We start from the raw sequence: 21603 nt of genomic DNA, 5'->3' as shown, positions 1-21603 counted from the left end.
AACTCCCGTCGTGTCAGGATAATGGCTCGTACGACGAGACAGGTCACATGACCTGCAGCACCCGTCGTTCGACTTCGCCAGGGAGAACCCCCCAGCAAGAATCACCTAACCATGCCCGGCGTCGGAATGGTTTTCCGACCGAAAGCATTCCGCTCCGAAGCTTTGATCAGTTTATGCTTCGGAAAACCGATTCATGAAACGACGCCTCCGTCACAGTGGCTCCATTCTAGACCGGCTTTGACACCTCGTCCAACCGTTCGCCCAAAGATTTTTTTGCAGAACTCTTCCCAATTTCCCAAGCGGATCACCCGGCCCACCGCAGCCCAAACCAATGGTCGAGAAGGTCCATCGGACCTGCCGGAATTCGGGATGTCCTGTCCCTCGACCTTCGCTCCTCGTAAACTCAGGAGTTTGATTCTCGGCCCAGACCACCCAACGCTCTGGGTCGCCTAATGAACCCACGCGAGACGCTCATCATGGAACGACTCGGGGCTGTCGTCCTGTGTGGAGGTCAAAGTCGCCGGATGGGACGGCCAAAGGCGTGGCTGCCGATCGACGATGAGGTGTTCCTTCAGCGCGTCGTTCGGCAGGTTTCTGCCCGAGCTTCCCTGGTGATTGTCGCGGCGGCCCAGGGGCAGGACCTCCCGGCATTACCCCCGGAGGTCGAACATGTCTTCGATCTGGAACCCGATCGAGGCCCGTTGCAAGGGCTCGCGCTCGGCATGCAAGCGCTGGTGGGCCGAGTTCACTGGGGCTTTGCCTGTGCGACCGACACTCCCCTGCTCCGGCCGGAATGGATCGATCGGCTCCTCGACTTCACTTCGGAAGATGTTGACCTGATTCTTCCCCACCTTGAAGAACGCGACCAACCGCTCGCCGCACTCTACCGCCCCAAGGTCGCCGCTGCCGCAGCGGCCGACTTGCTCGCATCCGGACAGACCAAACTGGGGCTGATTTGCAATCGCCTTCGCACTCGAACGATCGGCGCTGAAATCCTTGCGGCAGTGGACCCGGACTTCTGGACACTCCGCAACATGAACTCGCTTTCAGATTACAATGAACTCTTGTCGTTTCACTCCCTCACCGAGCCTTCACCGATCAGGCCATCCAAACACTGAAATGAACGAGAAATCGGCTCGCGATGAGCCCCAGAATGGCGACCCCCTTCATCAAGCCAAGCAGCGAGAGCCGCCGAGGCCACAGGGGCCGACCTCGACCGTTGCGATACGATAGAATGAGGACGATCAGGGCTGAGACTTCAGCCGCAAAGCGACTGCAAGCATCGATCAGTCGATATTGCTCAAAGGGACTTGGCAGGATCACTACCATCTCAAATGTGGCGGCCAGGGTGATCGCGGTCATCGAGGCCGCTCCAATCGCACTCACGACAGCCAGGGCGATGGCAAGCGCGGCGGAGGCCAACGGGCCATAATCTGGTCCGACCTGCTCGTGCACTGACTCGACAGCCATCACTCATAGAGATCCGTAGACACGTATTTCATTCCGCTGTCGCAGGCAAGCATCGCGATCGTGGAACCGCGCTCGGTGGTTTCCAGCAATCGCAAAGCGGCGGTCAAATGGGCGGCGGTCGAGAAGCCGGCGAAGACGCCTTCCTCCCGGGCGAGCAAACGCGCCGAAGCAATCACATCCTCATCGGTAACCGGGAGGAATCCATCGACGAGGGAGCGATCAAACAGGGGTAACTCCGGGTCGCTTCGAGAGTAGCCTGCCCCTTGAATCCGATGTCCCTGGGGTGCAGTGGTCCTGCCGGAGAGGACGGCCGCCGACATCGGCTCGACCGCGTAGATTCTGACCGATGGATTCTTCCGTTTCAGCGCCCGAGCCACACCGGTCAGGGAACCGCTGGTCCCGGGACAATCGACGTAAGCGTCGATCATCCCTCCGGACTGTTCCCAGAGTTCAGGGCCGGTCTGTTGTTCGTGAGCGAGGACATTCCCGGGATGTTCAAACTGCTGCACTCGGAAGGCCGATCGCTCCGCGACAATGCGGCCCGTCTCAACCTCCACTAGAGCAAGATCAGCCCCCGAGACCTGGCCCGGGACCGATCCGGGAACCTGGTCCACCAACACGACCTCGGCTCCCAGCGCCGCCATCATTCGAACTCGCTCGATGCTGTTGCCTCGCGACATCACCGCCACGAACGGATGGCCGAGCATCCGGCAGACGATCGCCAGACCGGTTCCGGCATTCCCACTGGTCAATTCGACGACGGTCTGCCCCTCTCGGAGCTTCCCGTCTTGCCGAGCCTGACGGATGATTTGCAGGGCAACGCGGTCTTTCTTACTCCCGCCGGGACTGAAATACTCCAGCTTCATCAGGAGACGGCCGCTCAGGTTGAGCAGGCTCACCAGGCGGGCCAGCTCCACCAGGGGAGTGTGTCCGATCGTCTCAAGGATCGACGTTGCAAGCGGAGGAGGCGTGCGCATCATTGTCGAGAGATCCGAGGGATCGTGACGACCGCCGGCATCGCTCGTGATGCGGCGGCCTTTACCCCCTTTGATCTTAACGACTGTCGTGGTCGTGTGGCGACTGGGCGCGGACCACCAGCGCATCTCCGGGAGACGGCTCGGTCGGCATGGTCCGGGATGCGACCAGATGCCACGATCGCCAGGCTCGGTCCAGTTCTCGTGTGTTGGTGAACCCATAATGAGCGCGGGTTGCGGCATCCCAGTTATGCTTCATGCCGTCTCGGAGGAAGGCAAGGAACCGAGGTCTGCCTCCCATTTCCACGAGGAATCGGGACACGGAATACCCCTGACCGTAAAAGCCCATTAGGTCTTGCGGGTATTCTTCGATCGTGAACAACTCGCCGAGTGCCCAGCCACCACTCCGAGCCAGGAGATCCGCGGCGAATTGCTCGTGGCGAAGGCGTTCGCGACGGTCTTCGCTGAGCAGCGAGGCTCCCTCATCGGCCCATCTCGGCAAGGGCCCACCGAAGTAGGACGCAAAAATGGTATGAGTGATCTCGTGAGGCAAAGCCGAGGCCAGGATCCGATCGAGGCGTCCTTCCAGGCTCATCTCCTGGTCGAGCATCTTCCCACGACCGAAGCCGAAGGAGGTCACGCCCCCAGCTTCTCCGCCGGTCATCTTGATCCGGATGGCACACGGCCTTGGCCAGTCCGGAAGCGGTTCGCCAAGCCATCGACGAGCGATCTCGTCTCGATAATGCTCGGCGTAGCGAGCAACCTGTTGCGCGATTTCGGGGGTCGGGGCCTCGACCTCGAAATTGGTTGACCGCGCCGAAGCCCCCATCAGCATCGGCAGCAGGGCAAGACCCAGAACTACCCGCAGACGGAGACCGACCCTCCGGGTTCGGGGGTGGATACCCATGCCCGAGTCCTCCCTGACCGGCTGAAACGGGTCCGTCATGAACCCGCCGTTCGATTCCGTTCGATTCCGACCTGAGCCGCGGGTCGAGCCGAGGCTTCTTGCCCCTTCGACCGCGACCGCGGCGAAATTTAGCAGAAGTCGAGACGCCTGTCATCCCCCGCTGATCGTCGGGGGTGTGACAGGCCGATTCAACCACAGGGAGTTGCGCGCTCCGGCGAGCGACTTCTGTCGAATTGCGGTTCCGAATTCCCTGCGTGAAGGTCAGACCGACACGCGACCAACAGCCAGCTCCGATTGAGGCAAGAAACCCACTGCCTCGATCTCCTGAACCACGCGACGCGCGGTGGCGTCGTCGAGCGAGGCCAGAGGGGCCGGGAGCATCCGCGTCAGAAATCCCCGGTGACGACACGCCACTTCGAGGCAGGCGTGCATCGAGCCGAACTCCATCGTTCGGGCGAGCCGGGTGAGCTGATTCTGAAGCCGGAACGCGCGAGCTTCGTCATTGGCCCGAGCCGCGTCCCAGACGGCCACGCAAAGCTCGGGGAAGGCGTTGCCGAGTGCGGGCACGAACCCGTCGGCCCCGAGCGCGGTCGAGGTGCCGATCAGATCTGAGCCATGCAGATACGTAAAATTCCGCTCGCGTCGTGTGGTGGTCGACCAGTTCTGGGTTCGGAAGAGACTGGGGCTCACATCCTTGACGCCGACGATCCGCGGATGCTCAGCCAGGGTCTGAATCTGTTCGAAGCTGAGCTGATTACAAACCCAGGGGGCATTGTAAATGACCAGCGGCTTGCTGAGATGATCGGCCAGGGCGTGGAAGTAAGCCATCAACTCGCCGGCCGAGAGGTTCAGATACCACGGGGGCAAGGCGGCGTAATAGTCATAGGGCAGGTCATCAAAGCGGGAGGCTCGTTCCAAGGTCCGGCGGGTACTCATGTCCGAGACATTCAGCACCAGGGGAATGCGCCCTCCGTTGATCGTGACGACCAGCTCGGCCGCTCGACGAGCGACGCGATCGGTCACCAGATCAAAGCGGGCGGTCGTCCCCATGATCCACAACCCATGCACCCCGGCGTCAATCAGAGCGCGGGTCAAGCGTTCGAGCGAGGGCTCGTCGATCACATCGTCGGGACCGAGCGGAGTGGCCAGCGGGGGAACGATCCCATGTAAATGAGGCAAATCCATCGAAAGTTCTCCAACCCGTTCGAGTGGCATCAGGACACGGTCGATCCGGGGCCTCCCGAACCCAACCGTTCATTGATCCACCGAGGGGAACCAAGTATGACAGGTCCGCCAGCTCCTCGCCACGGTTGCAGCGTGATGCCCGATTTGACGAGCGGGCGATTCTGACGTGCGCAACTCCCGAAATCAGGTGTTCCACCGCAACATGCCCCGGAAGGTACCGATTTCGAGGGGTTTCACGACCCTTCAGGAGGATTTGCCGAAGATTCGCTGATGGGCGTCCCCCTGAGCGTCCGATAAGTCATCAGGTCATCGATTATGGCGAGTCGTCGCAAACCGGTTGGATTCCGGCAAGCGGTCTCGGCCACCGTTGAGAAAACAATCGTCTCCGAAGCGCCTTCGGCCACGTGCGACACCGATCACGGGTTTACGGGCACTTCGAACCGGCGAGGTCATCGGTTGCCGACACTCCTGGAGACGATTTGCTCGGAGGAGGAGATCCGATGCCTAGCCCCCGACTTCGCATTTTTCCCCGTCCCCAGGACGACTTTGATCTCGAAACCGATTCTCCGGCCGTCCCAATCCGACTGGCCGATCTTTATCCACTACTTGCCCAGGCTTATCGCGATAACTTCGTTTGGCTTCGTGACTTCGAAGAAGACGAACTTCTGGTGAGCAATGATCTGTTCGAGGTCGTCCGAGCGTTCTCGGATTACCGACCTTCGGCCTGAGGCCGCGGTCGAGGGACGTGATGCGTCGGATCGCCCGAGATTCTCTCTCCAATCACAGTGTTCTCTTGTGTGCGACGCCTTCCGGCTCTAGGCTAGATCAGGGACAATCGGTGAATTCTTGCCATTGCTTCGATTGTCCCGTATCCCGAGCCCTGGAACGGTAGTCACACGCTCATGTCCCTGACCCCCGCCGACGACGGATTCACGCTCGAGCGTCGAGGCGACGTACTGATCTTCGTCCCTTCTCCGCACCTCGAGGAATTTGATCTCTCGACCGCCGAAGAATTGAGCGCGGTCTTGCTCGGCCCGATTCAAGAATTGCCCATGCCGATGTTGATCGTCGATCTTGAAGGGGTCGACTTCTTCGGTTCGAGCTTTTTGAGTCTCCTGCTGCGCTGCTGGAAGGCCGTTCTGGTCAAAGGCGGACAGATGGTCCTGGCCGGCGTTTCTCCCCGGGCTCGGGAGCTGCTTCGCATCACTTCGCTGGACATCGTTTGGCCCCTCTATGCTAACCGGTCCGAAGCGCTTACGGCCTTGCAATCCGACTGAGCGAACACGCTTCCCATCCAGTCTCGGTTGACAGGGCGACGGAGCCCGACCGATGATGGAAGGATGCCGGAATGATCGCCTCGAGGAGGGAGGGCCTGACCGCCGCGCCATCATGGGAATTTACGATCGCGACTATATCCAGGACCGCCCCGGCGGATTCGGCCTCTTTGCGGGCGGTGGATCGGTCGTCAAGACCCTGATCCTCATCAATGTCGCGGTCTTCCTGTTCGGATGGATCGGAGGACCGCCCGTTCGGGCCTTTTACGACGATTATCTCGCGGCCCGAAGCGAGTCGATCTTCCGTCACTTCCAGGTCTGGCAACTGCTGACCTACGCCTTCCTTCATGATCCCTCGAACCTGTTCCACATCCTCTGGAACATGATCTTCCTCTGGTTCGTCGGTCGAGAACTGGAAGAGATCTACGGTCAGCGCGACTTTCTGGCCATGTACCTCACGGCCGCGATTATCGCGGGTCTGTGCTGGTCGATCCTCGATCTGAGCCAGGGGGGACAGGCTCGGATGGTTGGTGCCTCCGGGGCCGTCGCCGCGGCGTTGTTCATCTATGTCCTGTACTACCCGCATCGAGAGATTCTGCTCTTCTTTGTCCTCCCCGTGCCGATGTGGCTGTTCGCCGTCATCTTTTTTGGCCAGGATCTCATCGGATTGTTCCAGAACCTCCAGGGCTCGACGACTGCGCCGATCGCCTTCGCCGCGCACCTGAGTGGGGCGGGCTACGGGTTCCTCTACAAGAAATATGACCTGCGATGGTCGCGGATCACCAGCGGGTGGAACTGGAGATTGGGCCGTCGGAGTCGCCTGAAGATCTTCTCTCCCGAACCGAGAAGCCGTCGGCCCTCACGCCAGGGAGCGAAAACTCCGGCCCGATCGGGGAGCAAGGGGCTGGCGGGAGCCTCGGACCCCTTCCCTGACGACAACCTCGAAGCCAAGCTTGATGAGATTCTCGCCAAGATCGCCCGGGAAGGACGATCCGGTTTGACCGAAGAAGAACATCGAATCCTCCAAGAGGCCAGCGAACGCGCCCGCAATCGCCGAGGCGAGCGACTCCGATGAAGACCGGTTCCCTGCTTGTCCGCGACGCTCGGCTCTCCGATCGGGATGCCATTGTTGCGTTCAATTGCTCGCTAGCACTTGAGACCGAAGATAAACAGCTCGACCGGTCGGTGGTCGGTCGGGGTGTCGAACGTGCTCTCGCAACCGAGGACCGGCTCCGCTACTGGGTGGCCGAACGAGACGGCCAGCTCATCGGTCAGTCGGCCATCTCCCGCGAGTGGAGCGACTGGAGATGCGGCTGGATCTGGTGGTTGCAGAGTGTTTACGTGACCCAAGAGGCCCGAGGACTCGGAGTCTTTCGAGCCTTGCATACCCACATCCGAGACACGGCACGCCAGACGAGTGAGGTCATCGGACTTCGACTCTACGTCGAGCAGGATAACCATCGGGCCCAGAAGACCTACGATGCCCTGGGCATGACTCCGGGCGGATATCTCGTCTTCGAAGACCTCTGGCCCGATCGCTATGGCCGGTCAGACTGATCGAACCTTGGAGCGGGATGAGGCCAATCGTGTCCCCGGCGACACGGACGCCCGCATTCCCCTTCACGCCGAGGGATTCGTCAGCGTGACCCAGCGTTCGAGTAACTGCCGAGCGTTGCCGGAATCAATCGCCTCAGCCGCCTGCGCGACCCCTTCGGCCGGATGCTTGGCTCGTCCAGCCACCATCAAGGCGGCGGCGGCATTCGCCAGCACGACCGATCGGACAGGCCCGGCCTGACCTTCCAGCATTCGAACAATTCGATCGGCGCTTTCGGCGGGGTCGGAAACGCGAAGTTCTTCGGCATGAGTTGCGGGCAAGCCAAACTCTTCGGGCAACCAGGTGCGAGACTCGACCTGATCCCCCTCAATCCAGAGCACCTGGGTTGGTCCGGAAAGCCCGACCTCATCCAGACCTTCCGGCCCTGAGACAACGGCCGCGCGGCAGACCCCCAGTCGGGCCAGGGCATTGGCCATTAAATGAGCAAGTCGCAGGTCGGGAACCCCGACAAGCTGATACTCGGGACGCGCCGGATTGGCCAGCGGGCCAATCAGGTTGAACAGGGTCCGGAACGGTAACTGTTTCCGAACCCCCGCCACATGCCGCAACGCCGGATGGAAACTCGGCGCAAAGAGAAACGTCAAACCGAGTTCCGCGAGGGAGCGTTTCTGGATCTCGTGGCCGGGATCAATCGCGACTCCCAGACGTTCGAGCACCTCGGAACTGCCGGAAACCCCTGAGGCGGAACGGTTTCCGTGCTTGGCTACCGCAACGCCCGAGGCCGCGACGACGATGGCCGAGGCGGTTGAGACATTGACGGACGATGCCCCATCTCCGCCCGTTCCACAGGTGTCGAGGATGGGCCGAACGGGAACGTCGAGCGGGGTCATGGCCTGCCGAACCGCATCGACAGCACCGGCGAGTTCCTCGTCCGTCTCTCCCTTGACACGCAACCCGACCAGAAACGCCGTGATGAGGACTTCGGACGCTCGACCGGCGACAATCTCGGCCACGGCATCACTGGTGGCCGCTCGACTGATCGACCGAGACTGACCGAGTTCCCGGAGAGCGAGTACCAGCGATCTGCAATCATCAGACGAGGGAGGCAAGATTACGACTCATTGAAACGTTGGGCAAATTGAGGAAGGCAACCCGAGACGATCGGATTGGCACTCGGTAAGCGGCCTGTGCGTCCCTTGACAGACGGAAACCTCATGAGACTCAAGGTCGAACGAGATAACCTTCCGGGCTGAGGTTTCGCGAGGGAACCTGAGGGAGCTTGGCCGTCAATTCTTCAAAATCGGCCACTTCCACCTTGAAGGCGACTTCACTCCCGTTTCGCTTCACCACCAGTTCCACGGCCTGACCGATCGGAGTCGTCGACACCATGTTGATCAAATGCCAGGTGTTATTCACCTGGATTCCGTTGAAGCGAACGATCACGTCTCCCTTCTGAATGCCGCTCGACTTGGCGGGAGAATCAGGGGCGACATCTGAAATGCGCGTTCCTCGGGGCCGATCGAGACCATAGCGCTCGTAGTCCTCGGGGAAGATGTCCTGCAGCGAGATGCCAATGGCGCCTCGTCGAACCCTGCCGGTGGTGATCAGCTGGTCCATCGCCCATCGAGCAAGGTTGATCGGGATGCTGTAGCCGACCCCTTCGTTGCCGCCGCCATGCGACGCGATGGCGGTATTGATTCCGATCACCTCTCCTCGCAAATTGACGAGCGGACCTCCCGAATTACCGGGATTGATGGCGGCATCGGTCTGGAGAAAGTCCTGGTTGTGTACGCCATTTTCGTAGAGGTCGCGTTCCTGACGGCCACGGGCACTAATGATTCCCTGGCTCACCGAGTGCGTCAGCCCGAACGGACTTCCGACCGCCAGCACCCACGTGCCCGGAACCGCTTCGTCACTGTCTCCGAGTCGCGCGGAAGGGAGATCGTTGACGGGGAGTTCCAGCACCGCCACGTCGGAATCTTCATCTCGGAAGATGGCTTTGGGGCGGAGGAGCCGGCCGTCGTGGAGATTGATGTGGATATTGTCGGGATCGGCCCCGCTGATGACGTGATTGTTCGTCAGCACGAAGAGGCCGGGACGAATCGACGACTGGACGATCACCCCCGATCCACTCTCCTCGAATGTGCGACGGGTCCGCCCTTCCTGTTCCTCGGCACGCTTCACAGCGACAATGTGAACCACAGTGCGGGACACAACCTTGGAAACCAGTTCGAACGTTCGGTTGACCTGATAGAACTGTTCGTACTGCCTGGCGAGACTCTGATAAATCGCCTCGTCAGAATGTTCGAGTCCGACGGGCTCAACGATCCGGTCCGGATCACTAGAACGAGTCGGAGAGGGCTCCGCATTGAGCCGGACATCCCGATCAAGGATCGAGCCCAGACCAAAACCAAGGCCGATGCAGCCGAACGCGGCAAGCATCATGGCGGTGGAGGGTCGCGGTGCCATCAAGATGCGCTCCACTCGTCGAATGAGACCTGAAAAAGGTTCCCGGCAAGAGCCGAGATGACCTGGCAGGTGTGGCGACGTTCCCTCGCCCACAATTCATGATCGTCCGTAGAGTATATGCCTCGCCGTTCGCCAGAGTCAAAGCAGCGAAGCTGGGAGAGAATGCGATCGCCCTCACGTCTCTCGAAACAGAACGAGGCGGGACGACATGGTGACATCGTCCCGCCTCGTGGAATGTTCCGAAGGAGTCGTGGCCAGAACTTCAGGAAAGGGTCAGCGACCCGACTCGCTCATGTCCATCTCATAGTCGCTCAGGTTAATTTGCCGATCGTTCTCGTCGAATTGACGATCGGAAATTTCGGACCAGCGGTAATCAATCGCCTGGCTCATCCCGGTGTGGCCCATCCGTTCCTGCTCGCGCTGGCAATCAATGCAAGTGCAGGTATATGGCAGGGCATTCAGACGAGCCACGGCGATCTTTCCACCGCAGTGTTCGCACTGACCATAGGTTCCCTCGGCCATGCGGTCCAGCGCATGCTCGATCTGGCTGAGTTCCCGACTCTCAATCTGGGCAATCTGGGAACTGATTTCATCGTTGGCCGAATCCACGGCCGCGTCGACGCTATCGCCCACGTCATTCATCGCCCGAAGATCGTTGAGCGATTCAAGATCACCAGCCAATGCTTTCCGCAAGGCGTCGCGACGGGCGACCAATCGCGAGTGCAAACGAAACAGCGCGTCTTTACGAGCCATGACACACCTCCAGATGTTCGTCGCGAGCGGGCGGGACGATGGGCAACATCCTGACCGCAACCGGACAAGATGACCGAACCCACGTGAAGGACCGGATGCGGTGCAATGATTCGTGCAAGGTTGCTCTAAAGCAACTGACGCTTCGAATCCAGACGGACTCCAGTCCAATCTGATCTGAAAAAACCTTCAGGTGAGGATCGTCGTCCGGGTGGCGAAGCCTAGCACATTATGCGCCAAGGGCAAGATACCAGAGCCTTCGATGTCACCTGTGTAGAATAGTACGCCCAGCCAGGCGAAAGGTTTGATGGATTCCCCGAAAAAATTCGATCAGAACCCGGACACTCCTTCCCTTCGTTCTTGACAGGCCTGACGGACGATCCACCGACTCAGGGCCTCATGACCAAGACCAGCAACCTCACAAGACAAACAGCAACTCCAGTGCCAACTTCGTTGAGGCTGGTGTGACGGAGGAATTTATCGGAGATAGAAGTCCTGGTCAACAACGGCGGGACCGCTGCGACCGGTCGATCGGACAAAATTGAGATACTGACGAGCGCCTGAGGGGGCATTGTAGATCCACTGTTCGACGTACTCCCCCTGTGAGGCGGACCTGGCGAAGGATTGAGGGGCGCCGAGTTGCTGCAAGATTCGATCGGGAGTCTCCCCCCTCAGTGCCTGAGGAACTAAAGGGGTGAGCAGCACTGTCAACAAAAGAGGCGATCGCTGAAGCCCCTCGGCCGGTTCGGGAGCGAACGAGGCGGTTTCCACGGGAGTCCACCCGAGCGATTGGATCGCCTCCTGGTGAGTGATCGTCACCCCGCTGTTCGGCTGAAGCCGAAAACGCCAGCCGTTCGGTTCCGACTCGACCGCCGCCAGCCGAGCCCCAAACTGAATCTGCCAACCCACCTGAGGCTCGCTGACCTCGAACAGTCGGAACCCCTCAAAGTCGATCCGAGCCTCTCGAGGAGCAAGCGGCCCCTCCGACAGGATCCGGTAGTTCAGCTCGTAGCGCCCGGCAGCGTCGGCCGGCGTGGCCGTCACCTGTGCCGAGATGAGGATGGCTCGCCCTTTGTAAGAACGATCAAAGAGCTGTTGCCACTCGGATTCATCACTCGATCGCGCCCGTTGATCGAGGATCGCCTCCAGACGATCGGGGATCAGGTCGACGAAAATGGACGCCTCACGAGCAGCCTGACGGACCTCATCGGCCCCTCGAATCTGACCCTTGAGCGCCTCGACCGCCTCTGCAGCACGAGAGAGGATGCGATGAGCGCGGTCAAAATCCCCCTGGTTCAGGGCCGGGATCCCTTCCTCTCGGCCTTGCTCCACCAGAATCGGCGCGTTTCTCCGCTGATTTTGCACCATCGTCCAGGCGACGGTTCCCCCCAGGACCATGACAACCCCCAACGCGACCAGCAAGGGCCGATTCCGCCGGATACGCGCTCCCAGACCTGATCGAGTCGGGACCAGGATCTGTCGGCCCGCGTATGAGGAGGGCTGGACGGGGCGCAAACGCTCATCGGCCTTTGTCTGGCCCCGGACCGAGGGACGAAGTGTGCTGCCCGAAGGCCGATCTGCAAGGGGGGAAGCACGTCCAGGTGTCGGACGCCGTTTCTCGGAGGACGGCAAGTCCGAAACGGCCGCCTCGACCGGATCGAAGCCGGAGGACTCCCCTGGCAGCAGCTCCCCGGCCGGGTCAACCGGCTCGAGCCAGTCGATCTCCGAAGCCTCGTGGAGCGGGTCGGGCACATGCTCGGAGAGAGGGATCGGGGCCTCGTCGAACCCTGCCCCTGCCTGTTGATTCGGATCAACACGGGTGGCGGGGGTAGGCGGCATGGGGAGAGGGCTGCTCGGGAGCACGAAGACCCCAAGGCCACATTCCGGACACCGAAGTGCCTGATACCCTTCCAGTCTGCGTCCCCGGATGACATGACCCTCTGGACAGCTGACTCGAAAGGTTTGCACCTCTGGGGGATCGGCCGGAGCCATCCCTTTGACCCATTGTTTTGCGCGGCCGAACAGGTCCAACTCATCCCTCCTCTGTTTCCCGTTCCCGGCATCGAGAGAGCATCGCCCAGATTGGGATGTTCGGCGAAGTCGCGTGGTACTCCGACGCCTCAACACAAGCAGACTGCCCCCTGCCAGCAAACCCATCCACCCCCTAGTTCTGGTCCTTCAGGATGGGAGCCGGTCATTTCCATCTCCAGAGACGCAGATTGTTGTCAGGTCTGAGGAACCACGAACAATCGTCGAAGAGATGACGTTCCTGAGATTGATAAGTTCATTGTATGCAAGACGCATCGCTGAATCCGTTGGATCGTGTCGTTCGCTGCATGTTCGGTGAAGATAACGTAACACGATGTCGCGAGACTTGTCCCCTTTTCTGAAGGAATGGGGTGCGTTAGCCTTTGGTGCCAATCGGGGTCCTTGTCGATGGTCATGGTTGCCTGGAACGTGCCCTGGGGCTCATCGTCTTCGGCGCGTTCCCACAACGGAGTCTTCCTGGTGCGGATTGAACGTGATGATCTGCGGATCGAACGGCAGAGCGACGGAACAACAATCACTCCCGCGTCGCTCGGTCTTCCCTCGACTCCATCGTGGTCGATCAACGCGCGAACGCTTCGGGGAGGCCGACGCGACGGGGTCGAGTTGATTCGAGTCGACAACGGTGCCCTGGCCTTCGACATCGTGGCAACGCGAGGCATGGGGCTCTGGCGAGGTCAGTTCCAGGGAGCCCCCGTCGGTTGGACCTCACCGGTCGGCGATGGCCCCGTTCACCCTGCGCACGTCAACCTTGCTGGACTGGGAGGGTTTGGCTGGCTCGATGGATTCGACGAACTGCTCGCGCGCTGTGGCCTGGAGCACAACGGGCCACCGGGTCAGGACGGGCCGTTTGCTCATGGCCTGCATGGTCGGATCCAGAACATCCCTGCTCACCAGGTTTCGATCGAGGTTTCCGAAGCACCTCCCCATGAACTCGTTGTGACTGGACAGGTGGATGAGGCCCGCTTGTTTGGGCCGAGGCTCCGCATGATGACCCGATATTCCACCACTCCGGGGTCAAACCGCCTGGTGGTTCGTGATGAGTTTGTCAACCTCGGGGATCGGCCGACCCCGTTGGTGATTCTCTACCACTGGAATCTCGGGCCGCCGTATCTCGAAGCAGGTGCCCGGGTCGTGGCCGCTGCCGAAACCGTCGTGCCTCAGACCACGAGAGCCGCCGAGGGGATTGGTCACTACGACACCTTCGGCTCGCCCGAACCCGGCTTTGCCGAGCAGGTGTATCTTTACACATTAAAAGGAGCCGGCCCCGAGGGAAGAACGGCCGTGATGCTCCGGAACGCCTCAGGAGACAAGGCGTTTGTGCTCTGGTTTGCCACGTCGCAGTTGCCGTGTTTCACCCTCTGGAAAAACACGATGGGGCCCAACGAAGGGTATGTGACCGGCCTCGAACCGGCCACCAACTACCCGAACCCCAAAGATTTCGAGCGACGGCAAGGCCGGTTTGTGGAACTGGCCCCCGGAGCGTCTCACGTCGCGGAACTCACCCTGGAATTGCTCGGATCGGCCGACGCCGTCGCCGCCGTCGAGGAGGAAATCCAAGGTCTCCAGTCCGGGAACGGTCCCGAGGTCCATCCGAATCCTTGTGAACCCTTTGCCCCCGCCTGATCGTGGATGACCGATTGACCGCCTCGGCTCGCTTACCCCACCAAGGCGGTCTGTTCGCCCTTGGCTCACGGTTTGAGGAATTCGGGAACCGCTCCCTCGGACTTCAGATGGAGATCGAAGAACTCAAAGGTTGCTTCCTTGGTGCGGGGGAGTTCCGGACCGCTCACCCCGTGCCCTGCTCCAATAATGAGCTCGACACGGCCGGGGACACCCGCCTCGGCCATCGCCGAGGCCAAAGTGATGGCCTGTGAGGTCGGGATGAGGGGGTCGGCCGTGCCCTGGAAGACGAGGATCGGCGCATCTCCCTTCGAAACGTGGGAGATCGGCGACGCCGCGGCGGTTGCCCCGGGTTTTTCCTCGGGAGTGCCGCCGATGAAATCGTTTCGCAAGGGAATGGAGATCATCGGGAGATCGTCGGCCAGCAGGTCGGTCGGTCCAAAGAAATTGACCACGGCCTGAACGTTTGAGGCCGGAGCATCCTCGGCAACTGCCCCCTCCAAGTCGTCACCGACATCGGTCAGTCCAAGGAGCAAGGCCAGATGTCCTCCGGCCGAGAAACCGACCGCGCCGATCCGGTCGGGGTCAACGCCATACGTGTCAGCGTTCGCTCGGAGCCATCGGACCGCGGCCTTCACGTCGTAGATCTGGGCGGGAAAGGTGTACTCGGGACAGAAGCGGTACTCGGGGGAGATCGCCACGTACCCGGCTTCGGCGAATTCGACGAGAAGGTTCCGGAGATCACCCTTGTCTCCGGCCCTCCAGGCCCCCCCATGAATGGCGACGATCGCGGGCCGAGGGGCGGATCGGTCGGCCGGCTGGGCAAGGTCGAGCTTCAACTCCCGGCCCTCCACCGTCGTGTACACAATGTCGGCGGTCACTTCGGCGGTTCGCTCCTGGCTTGCCTGCGCGAGTGATGCCAGGCAGAAGAACGCAGCAGCAAACAGGATCGGCGATCTCATGATTCTCGATTCCTTGACGCGGAGGGGAAGGAGCGTGGAATTGCGTCTCAGGCCCAGACGCTGCGGTCGAGCGATCGGTAGCCGACGGCCTCGGCCACGTGCTGCGGTTCGATGGCGTCGGTTCCTTCCAGATCGGCCAGGGTCCGCGAGACGCGAAGGACCTTGTCGTGGGCTCGGGCCGAGAGGCCAAGCTCCTCCATTGCTCCTTTGAGCAAGGCGGCCGACTCGGGTTTCAAGGTGCAGATCTTCCGAACCTGCCGAGGAGTCATTCGACCATTGACGCCGGGGCCGCTCGGACCAAATCGGTCGAGTTGTCGCGCTCGGGCATCGAGAACCTTGTCGAGGAATTCGGCCGAATTCGGTCCGGGAGGCGCTTCGGCAAGCTGGGTAAAGGGAACCGCCGGGACGTGAATGTGCAGGTCGATCCGGTCGAGCAACGGTCCGCTGATCTTTCCCAGGTAGCGCTCGACCTGAGGGGGCGAACAACTGCACGCCTTGCGCGGATCACCGCGATACCCGCAGGGACACGGGTTCATCGCCGCGACGAGTACGAAATCGGCCGGAAAGGTCACACTTCGCAAGGCCCGGCTGATGGTGACGCACCCTTCTTCCAGAGGCTGGCGCAGGACTTCCAGAGTTTTCCGATTGAATTCGGGAAGCTCATCGAGGAACAAAACCCCTTTATGGGCGAGCGAAATCTCGCCGGGCTGGGGCGTGCTTCCGCCTCCGACGAGGCCGGCATCGCTGACCGAGTGGTGCGGGGATCGAAACGGGCGAACACCGAGTAAGGGTTGCGAACCCAGCAAGCCCATCGCGCTGTAGATACGAGTCGTTTCCAGGCTTTCCGATGGCGTCAAGGGGGGCATGATCGTCGGCAGGCGGCGCGCCAGGAGCGTCTTCCCCGTCCCGGGAGGGCCGATCATGAGCAAATTGTGAGAACCGGCGGCCGCGATCAGGAGGGCCCGCTTGGCACCGTCCTGGCCCTTCACGTCGGAGAAGTCTTCTTCGTAATGGGCGGCGCGATGGAAGACATCGTCGACGTCAACGGCGGTTGGTTCCGTATCAAGTTGTCCGGAGAGGAAGCCAACGGCCTCGGCCAGACTGCCGATCGGGAAGACGTCGAGCCCCTCCACCACGGCGGCCTCCGAGGCATTGGCGGCGGGCACGAGCAGCCCGGTTCGACCTTCCTGACGAGCACGGAGGGCCATGGCCAGGGCCCCCTTGATCGGCCGCGTCTCGCCGGTCAGGGCCAGTTCCCCGACCACCGCGAAGGTTCCCAGTCGTTCCAGGCTGATTTGACCACTGGCCAGCAACAGTCCCAGAGCGATCGGCAGGTCGAAGCCACCGGCATCCTTCTTCAGATCGGCGGGGGCAAGATTGATCACAACACGATCGGAAGGGCGCCGGTAGCCGGAATTGACCAGCGCTCGTTCGACCCGGTGGGTACTTTCCCGGACGGCGGCCTCGGCCAGACCCACCAGTACGGTTTTCGGCACAGGAGTCGCCGAGACGTCAACCTCAACCTCGACCGGTTCGGCTTCGATTCCGATCAGCGTGTACGACGCGAGCTTGGCGAGCATGACAAACCCCGCCGGAACAGGCCGGCTCCATCGCCTCTGGCCCTGGACATGATCGGATGGTACCACCCGACGCGCAGGTTGCAAGTGTCCACCAGGCCAAGCGATCCGGGAAGGGTCAGCCGACACAGTCTCCCGGTGAATTCCCTCCCTCGTGTGGTGCCACCCGTCGCGGAGGGTCGAACTCGTCTGGTACATTGAAGAATCACGACTGATGACCCTGGCCAAGGTTTCGCTGATGCCCTGGATTCCTCATGTCATGATCCTCGACGACGATCCGAGGGTCCTCGAATCGCTCGTCCCCGGGTTCGTGCAGGAACTGGGACGCGGTCTGTCGCAGAGCCGAGAGATCGCCGGGTTGCTTCGTCGCGGTGCCGCTCCCGACGATGCGAGGGGGCCGGTACGCGTCAAGGTTTCGGCACATGGGTTTGAGAGTAGCCGGGTCGAGTCCTACCGCTACCGTGCTCCGTTCGAAGTTCATCTCCATCTCGTCCGGGAACGGGGAGGATCGTTTGAGCTGGCACGACGACTCCTGAACCAGCAGACCTTTGCCGCGGTCGTCTCCGACCAGCGGTTCTCGGACGATGCGGGAGGGCAGCGAGCCGGCCAGTACTTCGTGGCAGAGGCGGCGAGGGTCCATCCTGAAGTCCAGGGTCTGCTCTACTCGGCCTATCCTCGGCCCGACGACTTCCCAAGCGATCGGTTCATCCGAAAGGGGGCAGGAGGCTCGGGGGGAGCCGACGATCTGGCCGAACAGGTCGTTCGAGCCGTCGAGCGTCACCTGGCCCAGCCGGCAGCCCGGGCCTTTGCTCAGGAGATCGGCGACCGCGGCCTGATCTATCAGTCAGAGAGCTTCGGCGCCGTGGTCGCGCAGCTCTTCGATCTGGCGCAGTTGATCGGATCGGCGGACGTGCCTTCCGGCAGTCGGATGAGGCGACCACTCCCCTGCCTGCTAATCGACGGTGAGAGCGGCACCGGTAAGCGAGGGTTGGCCGAACTCTTCCACGCGGCATCGGATCGGCGATCCGCCCCGCTGGTCGTCGCATCCTGCAGTGAACTGACCAACGAAACCTTGCTCCGAAGCATCCTCTTCGGCCACAAGCGAGGGGCCTTTACCGATGCCAGGGAAGATCGCCCCGGCCTGGTGTCGGCCACCGGCAAGGGCGTTCTCCTGCTCGACGACGTGCATCGGTTGCCGCCGGCTTGCTCCGCGATTCTGCACTCGTTTCTTGAGGATGGCGAATACGGACGGCTCGGTGAGGAAGAAATCCGCCGACGCGCCGAGTGTGCCGTTGTGTTGACCGTCGAAACCGGCCCCTGGCGTGAGCGTCGGCAATCGGGCGAACTCCCCGTCGCCTTTCTGGCTCGAGTGGAGCGCTTGCTCGTCGCCGTTCCTCCCCTGCGTGACCGTCCGGAAGACATCGAGGCTCAGGCCCGATGGCTCACGCGCACTCTGTCAGCCGAGCTGGGGGTTGATCTCGAACTGTCCGACGAAGCCGTCGCTCGCTTGCAAACGCTCACGTTTCAGGAAAGCAACAGCCGAGAGTTGCGGAATGTGCTGGAGCGGGCAATCTATCGCCACTATCGCGAAGCAGACCAGCTGGAATGGGCACAGGTCGAGCCGTTTGCGTCCGATGGGGAACGAACCGCCAGGCCCCTCGCGGCCTCCGTGGCGTCGGCCTCCCCATCTCGTCCCCCGTCGTCCGCGTCTCAGAACGACTGGCAGCGCCGTCTTCGCACCCTGGCCGCCAAGATCCTCGCCAAGGGTACGGACCTCGATCCTGAGGAGGCCCGGACGGTCACCGACACGCTTTTCGACGAACGGTTTCCCGCGGCCTGGGACGCTGTCCAGAGCAGCAGACACTGGCAATCAGATCAGCCCCCCCTTCCCTTGCCACTCTGGGAGGACCTCTGGCGATGCTTCGCCGTGAGCTGGCTCGGGGGCCCTTCACCGGCAGAGAAGGACCTGGGAATCCCGGCCAACACCCTTCGCCAGTGGATCAATGACCGGGAGTCGCGTTGACTCCCGATCGGTCCTTTGAACGATCAACCCGCCTGTTCGATGCGCTCGTCCTGACCGCTCGGCACCCGTAAGGGCCGGTGAGGACCACGAGGGGCCGGACGATCCGCCGTCAGAATCGCGGCGATGTGTTCGGCCGCCCGTTCGGTCGCTCCGGGCACGACAACCCGATCGCGTAGCGCGGCGAGCGATTCCGAAACGCGAAGCCGCTCGGCCTCATCATTCAGCCAAGTGAGGGCGTGGTCGGCCATCTCGTGGGAAACATCGCTCGAGGTGGGATATTCGGGCATCAACTCGGCGTCGGCCAGCAGATTGACCAGGGTCATGTAGCGAACCTGGACAATTTTGTTGGCCAGCCACAGATGCGCGGCCCCGAGCTTGTAGACAACGACGGTCGGTAACGCCTCGGTCATCAGCTCCAGGCTGACGGATCCGGAAACCGCCCAGCAGAGATCCGCCAGCCGGATCAATTCCGGGGTCCGGCCAGCGTAGAGTTCGATCGGGAGACCCGCGACCAGCGGCTCGGCGGCGATCATCTCTGCACACCGCTCCCGGTGCCGATCGTTCAGGCAGGCCACCGCAAACCGGACATCCGGTCGCGACCGAGCCACGATGGCCGCGGCGCGGAGCATCATCGGGAAGTTTCGTTCGACTTCCTGCGTCCTTGACCCTGGAAGCAGGGCAACAACCCGGCCGGATCGGGTCCGTTGCTCGACCAGGAACGCATCGTCAAGCACGCGATCGGCCAGTTCGTCGAAGTAAGGGTGGCCGACGTATTCAGCCCCCTGAAAACCTCGGTCACGGTACCAGGAGGGCTCGAAAGGCAAGGTGCAGAGGACGTGATCGACGTACTTCTTGACCTTGACCACGCGCCAGCCGGCCCAGGCCCAGAGCTGCGGCGGGACGAAGTAGATGACCGGAATGCCCAGGGCCTTGGCCCTGCGGGCCACTCCCCAGTTGAAGCCGGGGTTGTCGATCAGGACCACCGCGTCGGGCCGATCCTCTCGGAAGGAACGCCCCGCCTGGCGCAGCAGGCCGATGAAGACGTGAAGATTCAGGATCACCTGGGCGATCCACATGACGGCCAGGTTGACCAGAGGGTAAAGCAATGAGGCCCCGGCCTCGGACATCCGGGGGCCGCCGAAGCCAACAAACTTGGCACCGGGCAACCGGCGACGGAGCGCCCGGATCAGGTTCGCGGCATGCAGGTCGCCACTCGGCTCGCCGCAAGAGATGAAGATCCGCATTGCGCGACGCTCGCCTCCATGCATCGGTCGCGGGCCAATCCCTTTGGCCCTCGCCGCAGGCTAGCAGAGGACCGCCGAGGGGTGAACCCCAGGCGAGGCACTTCTCCAGCCCGATCCGCCGATTAGTCGCGGTCGGAATCGTTCCGAGAGACGGGAGGGCTCCCTTCGTCCTCCGACTCCCCTGCCAAGCCGAGTTCCTGGACACGGCGATGCAATCGTGTCCGGGAAATGTGCAACATCTTGGCTGCCAGCGACTTGTTTCCCCGAGCCGATCGCAGGGCCTGCTCGATCAGACGGCGTTCAAGCCGTTCGAGCATCGCGTCGAGCGGAAATTGCTCCTGGGCGATCGCGGGAGGCAGGTAAGCGCTCCCGAGATGCCCCTGAATCTCCGGAGGTAAATGTTCGAGGCCAATTGTCTCGGTGTCCGCCCGTTGGTGGGCGAAGTCGACGACCCGAGCCAACTCGCTGAGATTGCCGGGCCAATCGTACCGAACCAGCGTCTCGATCGCCTCGGGTCGGAAGCCGAGCCGCCGAAGGCCGGTTCGGCGGTTCGCGCGGTCGAGAAAGTGCTGAGCCAGAACCGGGATCTCCTCCAGCCGTTCTTGAAGGGGCAGAAGCCGGATTACCAGGGTCGAAAGCGCAAAGTAGAGGTCAGACCGGAGCCGGTCATCCTGCAGTGCAGCCTCCGGATCACCGTGTGTCAGGGCAAGAACCCGTACCTGGAGCGCGTCGGGATGGGTCAGGGCCTCGCCGAGGCGGGCCTGAAGATCTCTCGGGAGTTCCAGGATGTCCCTCAAGACCAGGCTTCCATGCTCGAGCTTGAGACGAGGTGGACCTTCCGATCGGGTCCCGGGAGGACCAAAAAGCTCCCGATCGAGCACCTCGGCGGGAAGGGCCGCACAGTCGATCACCACAAACGGCGCATCCGATCGCCCGGCCCGACAGTGGATCGTCCAGGCCACCTGACGCTTGCCCGAACCGGGGGGGCCGACAATGAGGACCGGCACTTTCGCCACGGCGGCCGCCTCGATCTGGACCGTCAGGCGACGATGGGCCGGGCCGAAACCAATCAGGGCATCCGTTCCCAGTCGCTGCTCGAACGCCTCGCGGATCTTCCAGAGTTCCGCACGCAGTCGAGCCCCGGGAGATTCGGGAGCGAGCGATGCCTCGTCCATCGACCGGACCAGGCCGAGGATGAACAGCACTCGTCCGTCTCGGTCGTGATGCGGCCAGAATTCGAGCCGCCGCCATTCCCGAGGACCACCAAGTCGCTGAATCCGCCCGAGCGTCGAAACGGCGACTCCATCAATCGCCTCAACGGGGGGATGAAAACAGTCAAGCGACTCGGAATGAGGCTGGTCCTGGCCCGCCGATTCGTCGGGACGGCCGAGGACCGCTGAGGCAGGAATTCCGGTCAACTCTTCCCACGCAGGATTGACGTAGAGAAAGCGCCCGGTCGGCCCGAGGAAAAAGACCGGCTCTCCGGAAAGCTGCAACAATGTCTCCGGGCGTCTTGGGCCCGAGGATCGGACTGCTGCCATGAT

The 21603-nt window shown here is 62.0% G+C and carries 19 protein-coding genes; 7 read left to right on the top strand and 12 right to left on the bottom strand.

All coding sequences use genetic code 11. From position 1 onward, the window contains the following. The first annotated feature begins 452 nt into the window (after nt 1-452). Nucleotides 453-1118 carry a molybdenum cofactor guanylyltransferase gene (mobA, locus tag GA615_RS09960; protein ID WP_152051133.1) on the top strand — a complete coding sequence of 222 codons (666 nt, stop codon included), beginning with the start codon at nt 453-455 and terminating at the stop codon, nt 1116-1118. Here the strand turns inward: mobA and GA615_RS09955 are convergent. The 4 genes from GA615_RS09955 to GA615_RS09940 form a co-directional block, all read right to left on the bottom strand. Further along, nucleotides 1099-1470, bottom strand: a complete 372-nt coding sequence (locus tag GA615_RS09955) for a hypothetical protein (protein WP_152051132.1) — start codon at nt 1468-1470, stop codon at nt 1099-1101. The genes mobA and GA615_RS09955 overlap by 20 nt on opposite strands. Continuing rightward, nucleotides 1470-2447 carry a PLP-dependent cysteine synthase family protein gene (locus tag GA615_RS09950; protein ID WP_152051169.1) on the bottom strand — a complete coding sequence of 326 codons (978 nt, stop codon included), beginning with the start codon at nt 2445-2447 and terminating at the stop codon, nt 1470-1472. The genes GA615_RS09955 and GA615_RS09950 overlap by 1 nt, the downstream gene beginning before the upstream one ends. A 76-nt stretch (nt 2448-2523) precedes the next feature. Continuing rightward, entirely contained in the window at nt 2524-3351 is an 828-nt protein-coding gene (locus GA615_RS09945) for a hypothetical protein (protein ID WP_152051131.1), read from the bottom strand. Nucleotides 3352-3612: 261 nt separating this feature from the next. Further along, a complete protein-coding gene (locus GA615_RS09940) occupies nt 3613-4536 on the bottom strand; it encodes a dihydrodipicolinate synthase family protein (RefSeq protein WP_152051130.1) in 924 nt (307 codons plus the stop codon). Nucleotides 4537-5036: 500 nt separating this feature from the next. On the opposite strand from GA615_RS09940, the gene GA615_RS09935 reads away from it, so the two are divergent. The 4 genes from GA615_RS09935 to GA615_RS09920 all read left to right on the top strand — a co-directional run bounded on the left by GA615_RS09935 (nt 5037) and on the right by GA615_RS09920 (nt 7367). Next, nucleotides 5037-5264, top strand: coding sequence for a hypothetical protein (locus GA615_RS09935; protein WP_152051129.1), 228 nt, complete (start codon nt 5037-5039; stop codon nt 5262-5264). Between the two features lie 174 nt (nt 5265-5438). Beyond that, nucleotides 5439-5813 (top strand): STAS domain-containing protein, encoded by a 375-nt coding sequence (locus GA615_RS09930; RefSeq protein ID WP_152051128.1) that lies wholly within the window; start codon nt 5439-5441, stop codon nt 5811-5813. A 52-nt stretch (nt 5814-5865) separates the two neighbouring features. Then, nucleotides 5866-6885, top strand: coding sequence for a rhomboid family intramembrane serine protease (locus tag GA615_RS09925; protein WP_152051127.1), 1020 nt, complete (start codon nt 5866-5868; stop codon nt 6883-6885). Continuing rightward, nucleotides 6882-7367, top strand: coding sequence for a GNAT family N-acetyltransferase (locus tag GA615_RS09920; RefSeq protein WP_152051126.1), 486 nt, complete (start codon nt 6882-6884; stop codon nt 7365-7367). Before GA615_RS09925 ends, GA615_RS09920 begins: the two co-directional genes overlap by 4 nt. 63 nt (nt 7368-7430) lie before the next feature. Here the strand turns inward: GA615_RS09920 and trpD are convergent, their stop codons facing one another. From trpD to GA615_RS09900, 4 genes are all read right to left on the bottom strand, one after another. After that, on the bottom strand, nt 7431-8474 hold the full coding sequence (gene trpD / locus GA615_RS09915; RefSeq protein WP_235905288.1) for an anthranilate phosphoribosyltransferase: 1044 nt from the start codon (nt 8472-8474) through the stop codon (nt 7431-7433). A gap of 112 nt (nt 8475-8586) precedes the next feature. Next, nucleotides 8587-9834, bottom strand: coding sequence for a S1C family serine protease (locus GA615_RS09910; RefSeq protein WP_152051125.1), 1248 nt, complete (start codon nt 9832-9834; stop codon nt 8587-8589). Nucleotides 9835-10107: 273 nt separating this feature from the next. Then, a complete protein-coding gene (locus GA615_RS09905) occupies nt 10108-10587 on the bottom strand; it encodes a TraR/DksA family transcriptional regulator (RefSeq protein ID WP_152051124.1) in 480 nt (159 codons plus the stop codon). A 474-nt stretch (nt 10588-11061) separates the two neighbouring features. After that, complete coding sequence (locus tag GA615_RS09900) at nt 11062-12423, bottom strand: hypothetical protein (RefSeq protein ID WP_152051123.1); 1362 nt, start codon at nt 12421-12423, stop codon at nt 11062-11064. A gap of 669 nt (nt 12424-13092) precedes the next feature. Here GA615_RS09900 and GA615_RS09895 point away from each other — a divergent pair. After that, the gene (locus GA615_RS09895) at nt 13093-14256 is read left to right on the top strand and encodes an aldose 1-epimerase family protein (protein WP_161602258.1); all 1164 of its coding nucleotides are present in this window, start codon (nt 13093-13095) and stop codon (nt 14254-14256) included. 65 nt (nt 14257-14321) lie between these two features. On the opposite strand, the gene GA615_RS09890 is transcribed toward GA615_RS09895, so the two are convergent. Together GA615_RS09890 and GA615_RS09885 are read right to left on the bottom strand one after the other, a co-directional pair. Beyond that, nucleotides 14322-15215: an alpha/beta hydrolase gene (locus GA615_RS09890; protein WP_152051121.1), complete on the bottom strand. Its 894-nt coding sequence runs from the start codon at nt 15213-15215 to the stop codon at nt 14322-14324. Nucleotides 15216-15262: 47 nt separating this feature from the next. Continuing rightward, complete coding sequence (locus GA615_RS09885; protein ID WP_152051120.1) at nt 15263-16795, bottom strand: YifB family Mg chelatase-like AAA ATPase; 1533 nt, start codon at nt 16793-16795, stop codon at nt 15263-15265. Nucleotides 16796-17006: 211 nt separating this feature from the next. On the opposite strand from GA615_RS09885, the gene GA615_RS09880 reads away from it, so the two are divergent. Then, nucleotides 17007-18815 carry a sigma-54-dependent transcriptional regulator gene (locus tag GA615_RS09880; protein ID WP_152051119.1) on the top strand — a complete coding sequence of 603 codons (1809 nt, stop codon included), beginning with the start codon at nt 17007-17009 and terminating at the stop codon, nt 18813-18815. A gap of 23 nt (nt 18816-18838) precedes the next feature. Here the strand turns inward: GA615_RS09880 and lpxB are convergent, their stop codons facing one another. Both lpxB and GA615_RS09870 read right to left on the bottom strand, forming a co-directional pair. Further along, a complete protein-coding gene (lpxB, locus tag GA615_RS09875) occupies nt 18839-20059 on the bottom strand; it encodes a lipid-A-disaccharide synthase (RefSeq protein WP_152051118.1) in 1221 nt (406 codons plus the stop codon). A 122-nt stretch (nt 20060-20181) separates the two neighbouring features. Beyond that, entirely contained in the window at nt 20182-21600 is a 1419-nt protein-coding gene (locus GA615_RS09870) for a sigma 54-interacting transcriptional regulator (protein WP_261343932.1), read from the bottom strand. Nucleotides 21601-21603: the final 3 nt, after the last annotated feature.

It is taken from the genome of Tautonia marina (assembly GCF_009177065.1).
GTDB classification, from domain to species: domain Bacteria; phylum Planctomycetota; class Planctomycetia; order Isosphaerales; family Isosphaeraceae; genus Tautonia; species Tautonia marina.
Note: the sequence above shows the minus strand (reverse complement) of the source record. Positions and strands in the feature narration are given on the sequence as shown.

What these genes read in the sequence shown, in the direction of transcription:
- GA615_RS09945 (WP_152051131.1), bottom strand. Translation starts at nt 3,351, where the DNA reads ATGGGTATCCACCCCCGAACCCGGAGGGTCGGTCTCCGTCTGCGGGTA.
- GA615_RS09950 (WP_152051169.1), bottom strand. Translation starts at nt 2,447, where the DNA reads ATGCGCACGCCTCCTCCGCTTGCAACGTCGATCCTTGAGACGATCGGA.
- GA615_RS09940 (WP_152051130.1), bottom strand. Translation starts at nt 4,536, where the DNA reads ATGGATTTGCCTCATTTACATGGGATCGTTCCCCCGCTGGCCACTCCG.
- GA615_RS09910 (WP_152051125.1), bottom strand. Translation starts at nt 9,834, where the DNA reads ATGGCACCGCGACCCTCCACCGCCATGATGCTTGCCGCGTTCGGCTGC.
- GA615_RS09925 (WP_152051127.1), top strand. Translation starts at nt 5,866, where the DNA reads ATGATGGAAGGATGCCGGAATGATCGCCTCGAGGAGGGAGGGCCTGAC.
- GA615_RS09885 (WP_152051120.1), bottom strand. Translation starts at nt 16,795, where the DNA reads ATGCTCGCCAAGCTCGCGTCGTACACGCTGATCGGAATCGAAGCCGAA.
- GA615_RS09930 (WP_152051128.1), top strand. Translation starts at nt 5,439, where the DNA reads ATGTCCCTGACCCCCGCCGACGACGGATTCACGCTCGAGCGTCGAGGC.
- GA615_RS09905 (WP_152051124.1), bottom strand. Translation starts at nt 10,587, where the DNA reads ATGGCTCGTAAAGACGCGCTGTTTCGTTTGCACTCGCGATTGGTCGCC.
- mobA (WP_152051133.1), top strand. Translation starts at nt 453, where the DNA reads ATGAACCCACGCGAGACGCTCATCATGGAACGACTCGGGGCTGTCGTC.
- GA615_RS09935 (WP_152051129.1), top strand. Translation starts at nt 5,037, where the DNA reads ATGCCTAGCCCCCGACTTCGCATTTTTCCCCGTCCCCAGGACGACTTT.
- GA615_RS09890 (WP_152051121.1), bottom strand. Translation starts at nt 15,215, where the DNA reads ATGAGATCGCCGATCCTGTTTGCTGCTGCGTTCTTCTGCCTGGCATCA.
- GA615_RS09880 (WP_152051119.1), top strand. Translation starts at nt 17,007, where the DNA reads ATGACCCTGGCCAAGGTTTCGCTGATGCCCTGGATTCCTCATGTCATG.
- GA615_RS09870 (WP_261343932.1), bottom strand. Translation starts at nt 21,600, where the DNA reads ATGGCAGCAGTCCGATCCTCGGGCCCAAGACGCCCGGAGACATTGTTG.
- GA615_RS09900 (WP_152051123.1), bottom strand. Translation starts at nt 12,423, where the DNA reads ATGCCGCCTACCCCCGCCACCCGTGTTGATCCGAATCAACAGGCAGGG.
- lpxB (WP_152051118.1), bottom strand. Translation starts at nt 20,059, where the DNA reads ATGCGGATCTTCATCTCTTGCGGCGAGCCGAGTGGCGACCTGCATGCC.
- GA615_RS09920 (WP_152051126.1), top strand. Translation starts at nt 6,882, where the DNA reads ATGAAGACCGGTTCCCTGCTTGTCCGCGACGCTCGGCTCTCCGATCGG.
- GA615_RS09955 (WP_152051132.1), bottom strand. Translation starts at nt 1,470, where the DNA reads ATGGCTGTCGAGTCAGTGCACGAGCAGGTCGGACCAGATTATGGCCCG.